Below are 13912 nucleotides of genomic sequence, written 5' to 3'. Positions count from 1 at the left end.
GGTCACACCTTAGCGGCGCATCACTTTCTTGGACAGCCAGTTGCCCAAGAACTGCGCCAGCTGCACGATGACGACAATGACGATCACAGCCGCCCACGTCACCTGCGGTTCGAACTGGCGGTAGCCGTACACGATGGCGAAGTCACCAAGGCCGCCACCGCCGATGTAGCCGGCCATCGCGGACATATCGATCACCGCGATGAAGATGAACGTGTAGCCGAGAATCAGCGGGCCAAGCGCCTCCGGGAGGATGACGGTGCGGATGATGGTCCACGGGTCCGCACCCATCGAACGCGCGGCCTCAATCATGCCTGGGTCAATAGACACCAGGTTCTGTTCGACGATACGAGCCACGGTAAAGGTCGCGGAGAAGCACATCACGAACGTGGCCGCGCCCCGGCCAATCGTGGTCCCCACCACCGACAACGTGATGGGGTAGAGCATCGCGATCATGATGATGAATGGGATCGGTCGGAAGAAGTTCACGGCGAAGTTGATCACCCAGTACACGACGCTGTTCTGCAGGATGCCACCCGGGCGGGTGGTGTACAGGAACACGCCAAGGATCAGGCCGCAGATACCGCCGACCAACAGGGTGATGCCCACCATCCAGAGGGTGTCGCCGATGGCGTCCACAAACGTGGGTCCGAGGCGGTCCCAGTTCGGCTGCGCCAGAATGAATTCGTTGACAGCACTGTTCATCGACGTATCTCCTGAATATCCGTGGTGCCCTGCAGTGTTTGCAGGAACTCGTTAATCGCTGCGTCATCGCCGTTGAGGCGAACCGTCATCTTGCCGAAGGAGTGCTCCTGCAGTGTTGTAATACCTGCGTGCACCGGCTGAATCGATACGCCACGTTGGCGGGCCTGCTCCGCTGCACCGAAGAAGCCCGAATGCTCGGACAGATCGACGGTGAAGAGGCGACCGGGCGCCGCGTTGAGGAGCTCGATCTCCTCGTGCTTGTCTGGCGTGTTACGAAGCGACGTCGATACGAAGCGCTGCGCAACCTTCGTTTTCGGGGCGGAGAACACCTCGTAGACGGAGCCGTACTCGACGACCTTGCCGGCCTCCATCACGGCGACCTTGTCCGCGATCGCGCGGATGACGTCCATCTCGTGGGTGATCACCACGATCGTGATGCCGAGTTCCGCGTTCACGCGGCGCAGCAATTCGAGCACCTCGTGGGTGGTTTCCGGGTCGAGTGCGGAGGTGGCTTCGTCGGCAAGCAAGAGCGATGGATTCGTGGCGAGCGCACGAGCGATGCCCACGCGCTGCTTCTGACCGCCCGAGAGCTGCTCAGGGTAGTTCTTGCCACGATCCGACAGGCCAACGAACTCGAGAAGCTCCTCGACGCGTGCGCGTCGCTCCTGTTTGCCCATGCCGGCAAGCTGCAGCGGGTACTCAATGTTACCTGCTGCAGTTCGGGACGAGAAGAGGTTGAACTGCTGGAAAATCATCCCAACGTTTCGGCGCACTTCCCGCAGACGCCTCTCGCTCTTGCCGACGATATTGGTGTCGTCGAGGAGGAGCTCGCCGCTGGTAGGCATGTCGAGCCCGTTGATCAGGCGCACCAGCGTGGATTTACCAGCGCCGGAGTAGCCGATCACACCGAGGATCTCGCCAGGTTCGACCGTCAGTGACACATTGTCGACGGCCACAACCTCGCGCCCACCCGTTGTAAAGACTTTCGATACGTCCCGGAACTCGACCCGGGTGCCGGTGTTCGTCACGGACTACTTCTCCTGAAGGCGTGCGAGGATAGCGTTCGCGTCATCGCGGGAGCGCTCAACAGCGACCGCGGTGCCGCGGGAATCTTCCTGGACAGCAGCTGCGACCTCGGGGGAGTTCCACAGCTCTGCAAGGCGGTTGTAGGTCGGGTTGTCCAGGTCCTCAGCGCGTGCCGCGAAGACGTTGATGTACGGCTCGCCCTGCTCGGAAGCTGGGTCGTCCTGGAAGATAGCCTGCTTCGGCTCGATGCCGGCGCGCTCCAGCCAGGAGTTGTTGATGATGGCCGGGCGGCCCTCCTTGTATGCGGAGGTCGTCTGGGAGGCGTCGACCGGAACCACCTTCACCTTCGAAGCTGCGGTGTCGATGTCTGCTGGCGCCGGCGCCAGTGCATCAGCGCCGTCCTTCAGTGTGACAAGGTCAGCCTGGACGAGGACGTTGATTGCGCGGCCCTGGTTCGAGTCATCGTTCGGGATGGCTACCTCGGTGCCTTCGATGCCGTCGAGGGAGTCGTGATCCTTCCAGAACAGTGCCAACGGGTAAATCTCCGTGGTGGACAGGACCTTCAGGTCGTTGCCGGAAGCCTCGTTGTAGGTAGCAAGGTAGAGGATGTGCTGGAACTTGTTCAGGTCAATCTCGCCCTGCGCAAGTGCCTCGTTAACAGGTGCGTAGTCAGAGAACTGCACGATGTCGAGGGTGATGCCGTTTTCCGCTGCGAGGTCTTCGAAGACGGACCACGCCTTCTGGTCGGCGTCGGTGGTACCAATCTTGACGACGGTGTCCTCGCCGCCGGCTGCATCGGTGGACTTCTCGGCAGAGTCGTTGGAGCAAGCTACCAGGCCGGTAGCCGCAAGTGCTGAAGCTGCGATGGTTGCAATCACACGGTTGAGGCGCATGATGTCTCCTTTATGTTTTTCATTGGGGAATCAGTGATGGTTTGAAAACTTAGCACCTATTGGACCGCTTAGTCTATCTCTGGCAAAAAACGATGAATATAATTCCTCTTGCGCGATCATTCGAACATGCTTACACTATCGAACATGCGATTCAATGGGGGTGCTCCACTGACGTGGTCGAAGCTGGAGCGGATACTGTCCGGGCAAGACGTCGGGCCCGTGGTTCCCGTGGGCCGTTTTGCGTCTGCCGGCAGAGCGCGGGAGGGCGCGGGTTGCTTGATGGATGGCGGGGTGCCGTTTGCGGAGTTGCACGCAGTGTCCTCCTACAGTTTTCTTGGCGGAGCAAGCGAGCCAGAGCAGCTTGTCGCGCGCGCTAGTTCTCTTGGTTTATCGGCGCTTGGCCTGTGCGATCGCGATGGGTTCTATGGTGCAGTGAAGTTTGCGGAAGCTGCAGCGAAGGCCGGGGTGGCCACCGTGTTTGGTGCAGAGCTGACGCTGGAGGAGGGGGTGCTGCCTGTCTTGGCTCGCGGTGCGGAAGGGTATCGGAGGCTGTCGCGGCTCATGTCGCGTGCACATATGAAGGGTGGGCAGAAGGGCGATCTTGCGTACCCGCCACTGCACGAAGTTGGGGAATGGCTTGACGGCTCTTGTGTGGCGCTCGGCGGATGGGAGTGGATTTCGCAATTCGATACTTTGAGCGAGAGTTTTGGGGCGAGAAATGTGGTGAGGGAGTATGTGGTATCCCTCACACCTGATGATGCCGATCATCACCGTCAATTAGACAGCTTCGTTCATCTTCCGGCCATCGTAAGTACCCGGCCCGCCGCTGCCACGCGCAACCACGCACGCCTTGCTGCGGCCAAGCATGCGCTTGCTCAGCGGCAGGCGCTCCGGCAAAACGCTGCTGACCTACACCCTATGGGGGCGCACTGGCTGCGCAGCGGACGGCAGCTGGCCCGGCTGCTGCCGGGGTGTGAGCCAATGCTGGCCACCACAGTGGAACTCGCCGAACAGTGCGCGTTTACGCTCGACCTTGTTGCCCCAAACTTACCGGACTACGCCACCCCGGAGGGCCACAATGAGATGAGCTACTTGCGGGAGCTGACCTACGCCAGCGCGCAGATGCGGTACGCGACGCGGCCAGAAAGCACCCGTGAGCAGGCATTATGGCAGATCGAGTACGAGCTTGGCGTCATCGAGGAATTACAATTCCCCGGCTACTTCCTAATCGTGTACGACCTCGTCGATTTTTGTCGGCGCAACAACATCCTGTGCCAGGGGCGCGGGTCTGCGGCAAACTCGGCGGTCTGCTTCGCCCTCGGGATCACGAACGCTGAGCCAATCAGTGCCGGCCTCCTCTTTGAACGTTTCTTGTCACCGGACCGCGACGGACCACCAGACATCGATATTGATATAGAGTCCGGCAGGCGCGAAGAAGTCATCCAGTACGCCTACCAGCGCTACGGCCGCGAGCGCGCGGCCCAGGTGGCAAACGTGATTACGTACCGGAAGAAAGGCGCGGTGCGCGACGCTGCCCGCGCGCTCGGGTACCCGCAAGGTGCTGCGGATGCTTGGTCAAAAGGGCTCAGTGACCCTCCGGGGCAGGTGAGCGAGTTAGCTGAGGAGTTCGTTGGGCAGCCGCGCCACCTCGGGATCCACTCTGGTGGGATGGTGATCTGTGACCGGCCAATCGCAGACGTGGTCCCCATTGAATGGGCGCGCAAGGAACAACGCTCGGTGGTGCAATGGGACAAGGACGACTGCGCCTCGGCGGGGCTGGTGAAGTTCGACCTGCTCGGGCTCGGCATGTTGGAGGCCCTGCACCACATGGTGGATCTCGTGCGCGACACGACGGGCATCGAGGTCCACCTGTGGGAACTCGACCTCGCGGACCAGGGCGTCTACGACATGCTGTGCCGCGCTGACGCCGTCGGGGTGTTCCAGGTGGAGTCGCGTGCGCAGCTTTCGACGCTGCCGCGGCTGAAACCGCAGTGCTTCTTTGACCTCGTGGTGGAGGTTGCCCTCATCCGGCCTGGTCCTATCCAAGGCGGGTCAGTCCACCCCTATTTACGACGCCGCGATGGTCTCGAGCCCGTTACCTACGACCATCCGGTACTGGAAAAGTCGCTTGGGAAGACGCTGGGTATTCCGCTGTTTCAGGAGCAGCTCATGCAGATCGCCGTCGATGCCGCGGGCTTCAGCGGCCGGGAGGCGGACGCGCTGCGCCGCGCGATGGGTTCGAAGCGGTCCCCAGCGAAAATGGCGGCGCTCAAAGCCCGGTTCTTCGAGGGTTGCCACACGACGAACGGGATCGGGGCGGACGTCGCGGAAAAGCTCTGGAATAAGATTGTTGCGTTCGCTGCCTACGGCTTCCCGGAGTCGCACTCGCAATCGTTCGCGTCGCTGGTGTACTTCTCCGCGTGGATGAAGTACTACTACCCAGCCCAGTTCTGCGTTGGCCTGCTGCGGGCGCAGCCGATGGGCTTCTACTCGCCCCAGTCCTTGATTCAAGACGCTCGGCGTCACGGCATCACGGTCCTGCCGGTGAGCGTGAACGGGTCCGGCGTGCAGGCGCGCTGTATAGATAATGACACAATCCGGATCGGGCTGAATCTGGTGAAGGGGGTCGGGGAGAAGGCCGCAGCCCGGATTGAGGAAGCCGCCCCGTTCACTGACATCGCGGACCTGGCGCGCCGGGCCGAGTTGACCGTGGAGCATGTCGAAGCGCTCGCGAAGGCAGGTGCGCTGGACTGCTTCGGAGTGGAGCGTCGACAAGCGGTGTGGGCGGCGGGCATCGCTGCGACGGAGCACGACGGCATGCTCCCTGGTCTTTCAGGTATCGACGCCCCCGCGTTGCCCGGGATGACCGCATTCGAGCTGCTTGCCGCAGATGTCGCCGCGACCGGCGTCACCCACGACACGCAGCCGATGCAGCTGCTGCGCGAACACCTGCAACGCGAGGGCATCCTGCGGGCGGTCGACCTGCGCAACGTAGAGGACGGAACACGTGTGCGCGTTGCAGGCGTGGTCACGCACAGGCAGCGGCCGCAAACGGCATCAGGCCTGACGTTTCTGGGGATGGAGGACGAAACCGGGCTGCTGAACATCATGGTGTCACCGGGGCTGTGGAAGAGGCAGCGCGTAGTGGCGCGCACAGCGCACGCCCTGGTGGTGCGCGGGATCGTCCAAAACGCGTCGGGTGCGGTCAGCGTGGTGGCGGACCGCTTGGAACAAATCGATGTCGGCCAGTGGCTCTCGCGTGGTTCACGTGATTTTCGGTGAGGTAGCTAGGGTGGTGCCTATGGAACAGCAGACTGACACACTGGCGAGGCCACCGCTGCCGGCATCCGTTGAGCAGATGCACCGCGTCTCGCCGAAGTACATGGTGCCCATGCTGGCGACCAACACGGTGTGGGCGCTGATCGTGATCGGTGGCCTGCTGTGGGCACAGTGGAAGTATGGCGGCTGGTGGGTGTGGGGCGCAGCCGTCTGTGGGGTGTTCTTCATCTGGAAGTACTTCCTCATCCCGTTTCAGGTGCGCAACCTGGCGTGGCTGGAAACGGATAACGAGCTGATCTTAAGTCAGGGCAAAATGTGGCACACGCTCACAGTCATCCCCTACGGGCGAATCCAGTTCGTGGATGTGAATACGGGGCCAGTGATGCGGGCGCTTGGGCTGAAGAAGCTGGTGGTGAGTACCGCATCGGTCAGTTCGGTAACCACGTTGCCGGGCCTTCTCACCGAGGACGCCGATGCGCTGCGTGACCGGCTCGTGGTCAAAGCACGCGAACAGATGAGTGGCCTATGACGGCGGCCCCTGAGTATCGGCGGGTCCACCGCCTGACCCCGTTGCTGCGCGTGTGGGCGACGCTACTTGCGCTGCTCACAATCGCTGTATTCAACTTCACCGTGCCACTGATGAACTGGTTGCAGGACGAGGGCGTCGGCATCATGGATGTGGGCGTGGCCGTCGGCGTGTTCGTCGTTGGGCTGCTTGCGGTGTTCGTGGTGTCCCAGCTGTGGTGGGCCAAGATCGGGTTCCGCGTTGGCGCCGAAGACATCGAGCTGAAGCGGGGAGTGCTCACGACCACGGTGCGCACCGCGCGCTACGACCGGATCCAGGCCGTCGACGTCATCGAGCCGTTCGCGCCGCGCCTGTTTGGGCTCGCGGCAGTGCGCGTTGAGGCGGCGGGTGGCAACAATTCGGCCATCGAGATCGCCTACCTGCCCCGCGCGGAGGCGGACGAGTTGCGTGCCGAGATTCTGCGGGCCATTGCGGCCCACCCCGGCGCAGCTGCGCCCGCGCTGACGCGCGCCGAGCAAGAAGCCGACCTGGCAAATACGCTGGTGCCTCCCATCCCTATTGGCCGCTCGCTGCTTGCGGCTGCGTTCCAGTTCTCCACCTTCATTACTGTCGTCTCGAGCGCCGTTCCGCTCTTCACCGACCTCTCGATCACCGCGGCGGTACCGATCCTCGTCGGGTTCGTGCCACAGATCTGGCGCACGATTGACCACTCGTGGCGCTTCAATTCCGTGCTTGACGACGCCCCCTCCGGCACCAACGGGACCGTCATCAACATGACGTACGGGCTTGCGAACCGCAGGCACCAAGCGGTCCCGCTGCACCGCATCCACGCGATACAGCTTCGCCAACCGCTACTGTGGCGCATGTTTGGGTGGTGGACTGTCTCGGTGACTGTGGCCGGGTACGGGTCTGAGCGCAACAAGGCAACTGGCACGTCGAAGCTGCTGCCGGTCGGGACCTGGGGGCAGGCCATGCAGGTCATCGACGCGATCGCGCCGATGTCCGGCGAGACAATGCGTGATACGTCGCGTGCGCAGCTGCGCTCCCCGCGCGCGGCGCGGTGGGTCTCACCGGTTGATTGGCGGCGGCAGACGGTCACGCTGTACCCAGAGGTCACAGTGGTCACGTTCGGTCGCCTGTCCAGGCGCTACCAGATGGTGGAAAACACGCACATCCAGGAGCTTTCCTTCAAACAAGGGCCGTTGCAGCGCAGACTTGGCCTGGCGCATGTGCGCTTTGATCTGGTCCCGGGAGCCGTCAAAATGGTGGCGCGGGACGTGCGTGCGGGGGAGGGGCGTTGGCTCGTCGACACGCTGCGCACCCGCACGCTGCCCCCAGTGACTACAGAGCCGGAGCTAGACGCCGCCGACGAATCCCAACTGCCGCCAGGCCTCGAAGACGGCGACGGAAGCGGAGTTGGAAAGGTTCATTGACCTACGGCTCGGCAGCATCGGGATGCGGAGCTGCTTGGTCACACGCGGGTGGTTCCGGTGTGCCTCGGGCAGCCCGGTCGGCTCGGTGCCGAAGAGGAGAGCGTCGCCGTCGCGGTACTCCACGTCCTGGTAGTAGTCGGTCGCCTGGGTGGTGAACGCGAAGATGCGAGCATCCGGGATGGCGGCGAAGCAGGCGTCAATAGTTGGGTGGATCTGGACGTCCGCTAAGTCGTGGTAGTCCAGCCCTGCGCGCTTGAGGTGTTTGTCTTCGAAGTTGAACCCGAGCGGCTCCACCAGGTGCAGCACGGCGCCGGTGTTTGCGCACAGCCGGATTGCGTTGCCGGTGTTGCCTGGGATGACAGGATTGTCAAAGATAACGTGAAAAGCGCACATGGTTACAGTCTAGGATGGTCACCGTGACTGCGATTAAATTAGACGGAAAACTGTACCGCGAGGAGATCTTTGCAGATCTCAAAACACGAGTCGCCGCCCTGCGAGAGCGTGGGATCACGCCGGGGCTGGCCACCGTGCTGGTTGGCGATGATCCGGCGAGCCAGAACTACGTGCGCATGAAGCACCGCGACTGCGAGGAGCTGGGCATTGCCTCCATCATGAAGGAGCTGCCGGGGGACATCACGCAGGAAGCACTCGAGGAAGTCATCGAGGAGCTCAACAACGACGACGCCGTCACCGGCTACATCGTGCAGCTGCCCCTGCCGAAGCACCTGGATGAGAACCGCATCCTGGAACTGATCGACCCGGACAAGGACGCCGACGGCCTGCACCCGGTCAACCTGGGCAAACTGGTGCTTAACGAGCCCGCGCCGCTGCCGTGCACCCCGAACGGTTCCATCAAGCTGCTGGAGCGCTTCGGCGTGGATCTTAACGGCGCGATCGTGTGCGTCATCGGCCGCGGAGTGACCGTGGGTCGCCCAATCTCGCTGATGTTGACCTCGCGCAACGTCAACGCCACGACGGTGCTGTGCCACACCGGCACGAAGGACTTGGCCGCGGAGACGCGCCGGGCGGACGTGGTCATCGCGGCGGCCGGTAAGCCGCACATGATTACGGCGGACATGATTAAGGAAGGCGCCGCACTGCTGGACGTGGGCGTCTCGCGTGTCGACGGCAAAACGGTCGGCGACCTGCACCCTGATGTGTGGGAGAAGGCGGGCTGGGTCTCGCCGAACCCTGGTGGTGTTGGCCCGATGACTCGCACGTTCCTGGTCCGCAATATCGTGGAGCGGGCTGAGCAGCTTGCCTAACTCGGCAGAAGGGTTGTCGCTGGACAACCCTCATGACATTGGGAACCCGCCCTCGCCCCTGCCACGGAACGTGCAGGTGGCGATGGTCGGCGTGTTCATCCTGGGGTTTGTCGCCGCGGGGGTGTGGTCGCTGACGGATCATTGGCGGCGTGCCACGTTCACACTCGGGGCGACCATGCTGTGGTGCGCACTGCTGCGCCTGACGTGCGACTCGCAAGTCATTGGTCTGCTGGCAGTGCGCTCCAAGCGTTTCGATATCGCGTTTTCCACCGGCCTGGGCGCCGCGATGGTGTGGCTAGCCTGGTCGGTGGACGCGCTGGGCTCCTAAAAGGATCTTACGCGCTGGTCAGCGCGATGAAGTTGCGCAAGATGTTGTCCATCTGGCGGGCCTCGACGAGAAACGCGTCGTGGCCAACCGGGGATGACAGCTTGTGCATCCCCAGCAGGTTCCCCAGGTTGCGGGACATGTGTTCCTGCTGGTGGTAGGGGTACAAAATATCCGTATCGACGCCCACAATCATCGTCGGCACCGTCGACGAGTGCAGCGCTTTGTTTAGGCCCCCGCGACCGCGGCCGATGTCGTGGCGGTTCATAGCTTCGGTGAGTGTGACGTAGGCGCCGGCGTCGAAACGTTTGACGAGCTTTTGCCCCTGGTAGTCTAGGTAGCTTTGCACAGCGAAGCGCTGGTCGTGCTCGCGGTAGGGGCCGAGTGGGTTTTCGCCCTCCTGGGCGCTGGTGCCGAAGCGCTCGTCGATTTCGAGCTCACCGCGGTAGGTGAGGTGTGCGATGCGCCGGGCGGCAGCCAGTCCCTCATCGGGGGAGATGCCGGTGGAGTAGTAGTCGCCGTCGTGCCAGTTGGGGTCGCGCACGATGGCGTAAATCTGAGCCTCCTGGATGCCGATCTGCCAGGCGCTTGCGCGCGCGGAGACTGCCATGACGCAGGCGTAGCCGACAGATTCGGGGTAAAGCAGCGTCCACTCCAGGGTGCGCGCACCGCCCATGGAACCTCCCATGATGGCATGCACACGGTGAATACCGAGCTGGGTGAACAGGGTGTGTTCGGCGCGGACCTGGTCGCGGACTGAAAGTGCGGGGAAGCGCGACCCCCATGCGGCGCCGTCGGGATGCGTGCTCGCAGGACCAGTCGAGCCGTAGCAGGACCCGATCACGTTGGTGCAGATCACGCACCATGTGTCGGTGTCGAGTGCTTTGCCGGGGCCAATCGCCCCGCTCCACCACTCGGCGGCGTTGGAATCGCCGGTTAAGGCGTGCTCAACAACAAGGATGTTGTTGTCGCCCTTCGGGTCACCCCGGAACTGCCCCCACCGCTGGTATGCGATGTGGGCGTCCTGGATGGTGGCTCCGGCCTCTGTGGTGAAGTCGCCAATCGGGACTAATTGCAGCTCGCCTTCAGGCGCCAGGTTGGGCATGTTAGATCGCTGCGAATCCGCGCTCGAGGTCCGCAATGATGTCGTCGGCGTCTTCGATACCGACGCTCAGGCGGATGGTTGCCTGGGAGATGCCGGCTCGTGCCAGGCCCTCCGCGTCCGACTGGGAGTGCGTCGTTGTAGCCGGGTGAACCACCAGGGAGCGGACGTCGCCGATGTTCGCCAGGTTCGAGTGCAGCTTGAGGGCGTCGATAAACTTCCAGGCGTTGGTGTGGTCGTCCTTGTCGCCTGCGACCTCGAAGGAGAGCACCGAGCCGGTGTAGCGCAGGCCGAGCTTCTCCTTGACCGCGTAGTACGGAGAGGACTCGAGGCCGGCGAAGTTCACCTTGGCCACCTTGTCGTGCTCGCTGAGGAACTTTGCCACCTTCAGCGCGTTCTCGTTGTGGCGCTCCACGCGCAGGCTGAGCGTGTCCAGCCCCTGCAGTGCAACCCACGCGTTGAACGGGGAGATTGCAGCGCCAGTGTCGCGCAGGATGCCAGCGCGAGCCTTCAGGGCGAAGGCCGGTGCGCCGAGGTCCGCGTACTTCAGGCCGTGGTACGCCGGGTCCGGGGTGACGAAGTACGGGAAGACCGGTTTGCCGTCGCGTTCGACGGTCCAGTCGAACTTGCCGCCGTCGACGAGGACGCCGCCGATAGCTGCGCCGTTGCCCGTGTAGAACTTCGTAGTGGAAGCGACCACGATGTCCGCGCCGAGCTCCAGTGGGCGGACCAGGGCAGCGGTGGCCATGGTGTTATCGATAATCAGTGGCACCTGGTTGCGGTGCGCGACCTCTGCGATGGTCGGGATGTCGAGGACGTCGGCGATCGGGTTGCCGAAGGTCTCGCCGTAGAACGCCTTCGTGTTCGGCTGGACGGCCGCCTGCCAGCTCTCTGGATCGTCAGGGTTGTCGACGAACGTGACGTCGATGCCGAGGCGTGGCAGCGTCACCTGGAACAGGGTCTCGGTGCCGCCGTAGATGCGAGGCGAGGTGACGATGTGGTCACCTGCCGACGCCAGGTTCGTGATGGCGGCGGTCTCTGCAGCCATGCCAGAGGCGAATGCGGTAGCTGCGACGCCACCCTCGAGGTCCGCGATGCGGTCTTCGAGTGCCTGCTGGGTTGGGTTGGTCAGGCGGGTGTAAATCGGGCCTGGGTTGGAGAGGTTGAAGCGGTCTGCTGCGTGCTGAGCGTTGTCGAACACGTAGGAGGTGGTCATGTAGATGGGTTGGTTGCGGGCCCCGTAGTCGCTGTCCACGGCCTGTCCGGCGTGGATGGTGCGGGTGTTGAAGGACCAGTCTTTCGTATTGCTGTTGTCGTATTGAGTCATGGGGAACAATGTAACGCTTGGTAGGTTTCGTGTGAACCAAGCTGTCTAGCGACGCCTGTTTACCAGTGGCTATGCGTGAATATAAATCTTGCGAGTACCGTAGCTCGCGATGACGTGACCTCCGTTTCCAGGACAGGGGGTGTTATCTGTACTGCGTTAGTTGGCGCACTGGATTCCCCTATTGGAGGAGGCTTCAGCGTCCGTCTAGCCCGCTGATCACGTCCGCGAAGACGTCCGATTCTGAGACTGGGTGCTCGGCCGCATTCTCTCCGAGCAAGAGGGGGCAGGAGATCTTCGATCTGGTCGAATCCAGTCGCCGTACTGTCGTCGACATCGCCCACGGGGGTGTCTCCGGCATCCTCGAGTCCATGGTCCTGTTTAAAGAGGTCGGCCTGGGCAGTGTCTACGTCGTCCCGCTGTTCGAGATGTCCAAGTCGCCATGAGTGGGCTGGTCATCGCGCTGCGCAATGAGGGGTAGGTTTTCGCAGCGGGGGTGCTGAGTGGATCTCCCTGAAACCCGCCACAGAAGCAAGAAAGAGGTAAGAAAACGTTTCTCAAGCTAGAGGAGTTTTTGGAGTGGTTTTCGGGCTGTTTTGGCACTCTTTTCTGGTTACGGAGCAAGAAAACTACTCGGCCCAAAAAGGAACATAGTGGCGGTTGCGAGCTCTCGTATTCGGGTCGTAGAGCCGGATGAGGCCTTCATCTACGGTGGCGTTTATGAGATGGGTCGTCTGGGCGGTCTGTGTATCCCTGAGTCCGAAGCGACTTCGTATCGATGTATTCGTGACCGCGCGATTGTCCAGAAATCCAAGGCATGCATGCTGGTAGACGGCTTCGATCTTTTCATCTGTAGTCATCAGCTTGAACGGGCGGTAGGCACTCAGCGTGACGGTGGTTGTGCCATTTGTGCGAATGGGCGCAGGTGGAAAGTGTTCCGCCTCCAGTGACGCAACAATCTTGTCCCAACCACTTCCACGTTGCTCGACGAAGTGTGCGAGGCGAAGCGCTTCGCCGAGACGTGGATTGCGAGTTGTGGAAGCCGAGTCAATAAAACGCTGGGGATCGACCAACGGGGCTCCAGGATTAGTCACTTCGACACGGTCGCTGAAGACCTCAACAGTCAAGTATTAGTCACGCTGTTCCAGGTCCTGGTGCATGAGTGCAAGGGATCATCTCCCTGAAGACCGGTGGCTGTACTGAGGACTGCCACTTCTGCTCCCAGTCCGGCCTGTTCGAATCCCCGGTGCGCGCCGTGACGCTGGACATCGCCGAACTTGTCGAGGCCGCCAAGCAGTCCGAGAAGATGGGCGCTTCCGAGTTCTGCATCGTCGCCGCCGTGAAGGGCCCGACCCAGCAGCTGCTCGACCAGGTTGCCGAGGCTGTAACGGCTATCCAGAAAGAGGTGGACATTTCCATCTCCGCATCACTTGGCATCCTCCCTCGCGACCAGGCTTGCCAACTGGCCGAGATGGGCGTGTCGCGCTACAACCATAACTTCGAAATCGCCGAGTCGTTCTTACCTAACGTGGGGTCACCACCCACACCTGGCAGGAGCGCAAGGACACGCTGGAGAACGTGCTGGCAGAGGGCATGGAGACCTGCTGCTGCGGCGGCATCATCGGCTTGGGTGAGAGCATCGAGCAGCGCGCCGAGTTCGCCACCCAGTTGGCCGAAATCCAGGCGCATGAAGTGCCGATGAACTTCCTCGATCCGCGCCCAGGAACCCCGTTCGTAGGCTGCCCCTTGGTGCCGCAGGGTGAGGCACTGCGTGCCGTCGCGGCGTTCCGCCTGGCCATGCTGTCCACCCAGCTGCGCTTCGTCGGTGGCACGGCGCTCGCGCTTGGCGACGACGGCACCGAAGCGGTCCTCATAGGCGGCGCGAATGCCATCATTGGTGGCAATTACCTGACCACGTTCGGCCGTCCGATGGAGAAGGACCGCGACGCCGTCGACCGAGTGATGGAAGGCGGGGCGAAGCCAGCCTAAAGCCTGAGCATCACCACGGTGGGGCAGAAGCAGAACTCCGGACACGGT

The 13912-nt window shown here is 62.5% G+C and carries 12 protein-coding genes and 1 pseudogene; 6 read left to right on the top strand and 7 right to left on the bottom strand.

Features of this window, described 5'->3' with window-relative positions; translation table 11 throughout:
* Nucleotides 1-9: 9 nt before the first annotated feature.
* Genes BJP08_RS09515 through BJP08_RS09505 form a run of 3 tightly spaced genes read right to left on the bottom strand, consistent with a single transcriptional unit; the run spans nucleotide 10 to nucleotide 2621 of the window.
* The gene (locus BJP08_RS09515; RefSeq protein WP_071569352.1) at nucleotides 10-702 is read right to left on the bottom strand and encodes a methionine ABC transporter permease; all 693 of its coding nucleotides are present in this window, start codon (nucleotides 700-702) and stop codon (nucleotides 10-12) included.
* Nucleotides 699-1730: a methionine ABC transporter ATP-binding protein gene (locus BJP08_RS09510; protein ID WP_071569351.1), complete on the bottom strand. Its 1032-nt coding sequence runs from the start codon at nucleotides 1728-1730 to the stop codon at nucleotides 699-701. Before BJP08_RS09510 ends, BJP08_RS09515 begins: the two co-directional genes overlap by 4 nt.
* A gap of 3 nt (nucleotides 1731-1733) precedes the next feature.
* On the bottom strand, nucleotides 1734-2621 hold the full coding sequence (locus BJP08_RS09505; protein WP_071569350.1) for a MetQ/NlpA family ABC transporter substrate-binding protein: 888 nt from the start codon (nucleotides 2619-2621) through the stop codon (nucleotides 1734-1736).
* Between the two features lie 144 nt (nucleotides 2622-2765).
* On the opposite strand from BJP08_RS09505, the gene BJP08_RS09500 reads away from it, so the two are divergent.
* The 3 genes from BJP08_RS09500 to BJP08_RS09490 are packed head-to-tail and all read left to right on the top strand — an operon-like array spanning nucleotide 2766 to nucleotide 7859.
* The gene (locus BJP08_RS09500; RefSeq protein ID WP_071569581.1) at nucleotides 2766-5903 is read left to right on the top strand and encodes an error-prone DNA polymerase; all 3138 of its coding nucleotides are present in this window, start codon (nucleotides 2766-2768) and stop codon (nucleotides 5901-5903) included.
* 19 nt (nucleotides 5904-5922) lie between these two features.
* A complete protein-coding gene (locus tag BJP08_RS09495) occupies nucleotides 5923-6429 on the top strand; it encodes a PH domain-containing protein (RefSeq protein WP_255364817.1) in 507 nt (168 codons plus the stop codon).
* On the top strand, nucleotides 6426-7859 hold the full coding sequence (locus BJP08_RS09490; protein ID WP_071569349.1) for a PH domain-containing protein: 1434 nt from the start codon (nucleotides 6426-6428) through the stop codon (nucleotides 7857-7859). Before BJP08_RS09495 ends, BJP08_RS09490 begins: the two co-directional genes overlap by 4 nt.
* On the opposite strand, the gene BJP08_RS09485 is transcribed toward BJP08_RS09490, so the two are convergent.
* The gene (locus BJP08_RS09485) at nucleotides 7782-8252 is read right to left on the bottom strand and encodes a tRNA (cytidine(34)-2'-O)-methyltransferase (protein WP_071569348.1); all 471 of its coding nucleotides are present in this window, start codon (nucleotides 8250-8252) and stop codon (nucleotides 7782-7784) included. The two genes, BJP08_RS09490 and BJP08_RS09485, sit on opposite strands and share 78 nt — an antisense overlap.
* A gap of 23 nt (nucleotides 8253-8275) precedes the next feature.
* On the opposite strand from BJP08_RS09485, the gene BJP08_RS09480 reads away from it, so the two are divergent.
* Complete coding sequence (locus BJP08_RS09480; protein WP_205634833.1) at nucleotides 8276-9124, top strand: bifunctional methylenetetrahydrofolate dehydrogenase/methenyltetrahydrofolate cyclohydrolase; 849 nt, start codon at nucleotides 8276-8278, stop codon at nucleotides 9122-9124.
* Nucleotides 9117-9452: a DUF3017 domain-containing protein gene (locus BJP08_RS09475; protein WP_240492742.1), complete on the top strand. Its 336-nt coding sequence runs from the start codon at nucleotides 9117-9119 to the stop codon at nucleotides 9450-9452. The genes BJP08_RS09480 and BJP08_RS09475 overlap by 8 nt, the downstream gene beginning before the upstream one ends.
* A gap of 7 nt (nucleotides 9453-9459) precedes the next feature.
* Here BJP08_RS09475 and BJP08_RS09470 read toward each other — a convergent pair whose 3' ends face one another.
* The 3 genes from BJP08_RS09470 to BJP08_RS09460 all read right to left on the bottom strand — a co-directional run bounded on the left by BJP08_RS09470 (nucleotide 9460) and on the right by BJP08_RS09460 (nucleotide 13002).
* Nucleotides 9460-10554, bottom strand: coding sequence for a homoserine O-acetyltransferase (locus BJP08_RS09470; RefSeq protein ID WP_071569347.1), 1095 nt, complete (start codon nucleotides 10552-10554; stop codon nucleotides 9460-9462).
* Between the two features lies 1 nt (nucleotide 10555).
* Nucleotides 10556-11878, bottom strand: coding sequence for an O-acetylhomoserine/O-acetylserine sulfhydrylase (locus BJP08_RS09465; RefSeq protein ID WP_071569346.1), 1323 nt, complete (start codon nucleotides 11876-11878; stop codon nucleotides 10556-10558).
* Nucleotides 11879-12504: 626 nt separating this feature from the next.
* The gene (locus BJP08_RS09460) at nucleotides 12505-13002 is read right to left on the bottom strand and encodes an ATP-binding protein (RefSeq protein ID WP_071569345.1); all 498 of its coding nucleotides are present in this window, start codon (nucleotides 13000-13002) and stop codon (nucleotides 12505-12507) included.
* A gap of 35 nt (nucleotides 13003-13037) precedes the next feature.
* Here BJP08_RS09460 and bioB point away from each other — a divergent pair.
* Nucleotides 13038-13864, top strand: a pseudogene (gene bioB / locus BJP08_RS09455) (biotin synthase BioB); the annotation flags it as partial.
* Nucleotides 13865-13912 lie beyond the last annotated feature (48 nt).

This window comes from Corynebacterium sp. NML140438 (assembly GCF_001875725.1).
Classification (GTDB): domain Bacteria; phylum Actinomycetota; class Actinomycetes; order Mycobacteriales; family Mycobacteriaceae; genus Corynebacterium.
The sequence above is the reverse complement of the archived record's forward strand: the minus strand, read 5'-3'. Positions and strand labels throughout refer to the sequence as shown.

What these genes read in the sequence shown, in the direction of transcription:
- BJP08_RS09465 (WP_071569346.1), bottom strand. Translation starts at nt 11,878, where the DNA reads ATGACTCAATACGACAACAGCAATACGAAAGACTGGTCCTTCAACACC.
- BJP08_RS09485 (WP_071569348.1), bottom strand. Translation starts at nt 8,252, where the DNA reads ATGTGCGCTTTTCACGTTATCTTTGACAATCCTGTCATCCCAGGCAAC.
- BJP08_RS09500 (WP_071569581.1), top strand. Translation starts at nt 2,766, where the DNA reads ATGCGATTCAATGGGGGTGCTCCACTGACGTGGTCGAAGCTGGAGCGG.
- BJP08_RS09515 (WP_071569352.1), bottom strand. Translation starts at nt 702, where the DNA reads ATGAACAGTGCTGTCAACGAATTCATTCTGGCGCAGCCGAACTGGGAC.
- BJP08_RS09490 (WP_071569349.1), top strand. Translation starts at nt 6,426, where the DNA reads ATGACGGCGGCCCCTGAGTATCGGCGGGTCCACCGCCTGACCCCGTTG.
- BJP08_RS09470 (WP_071569347.1), bottom strand. Translation starts at nt 10,554, where the DNA reads ATGCCCAACCTGGCGCCTGAAGGCGAGCTGCAATTAGTCCCGATTGGC.
- BJP08_RS09495 (WP_255364817.1), top strand. Translation starts at nt 5,923, where the DNA reads ATGGAACAGCAGACTGACACACTGGCGAGGCCACCGCTGCCGGCATCC.
- BJP08_RS09505 (WP_071569350.1), bottom strand. Translation starts at nt 2,621, where the DNA reads ATGCGCCTCAACCGTGTGATTGCAACCATCGCAGCTTCAGCACTTGCG.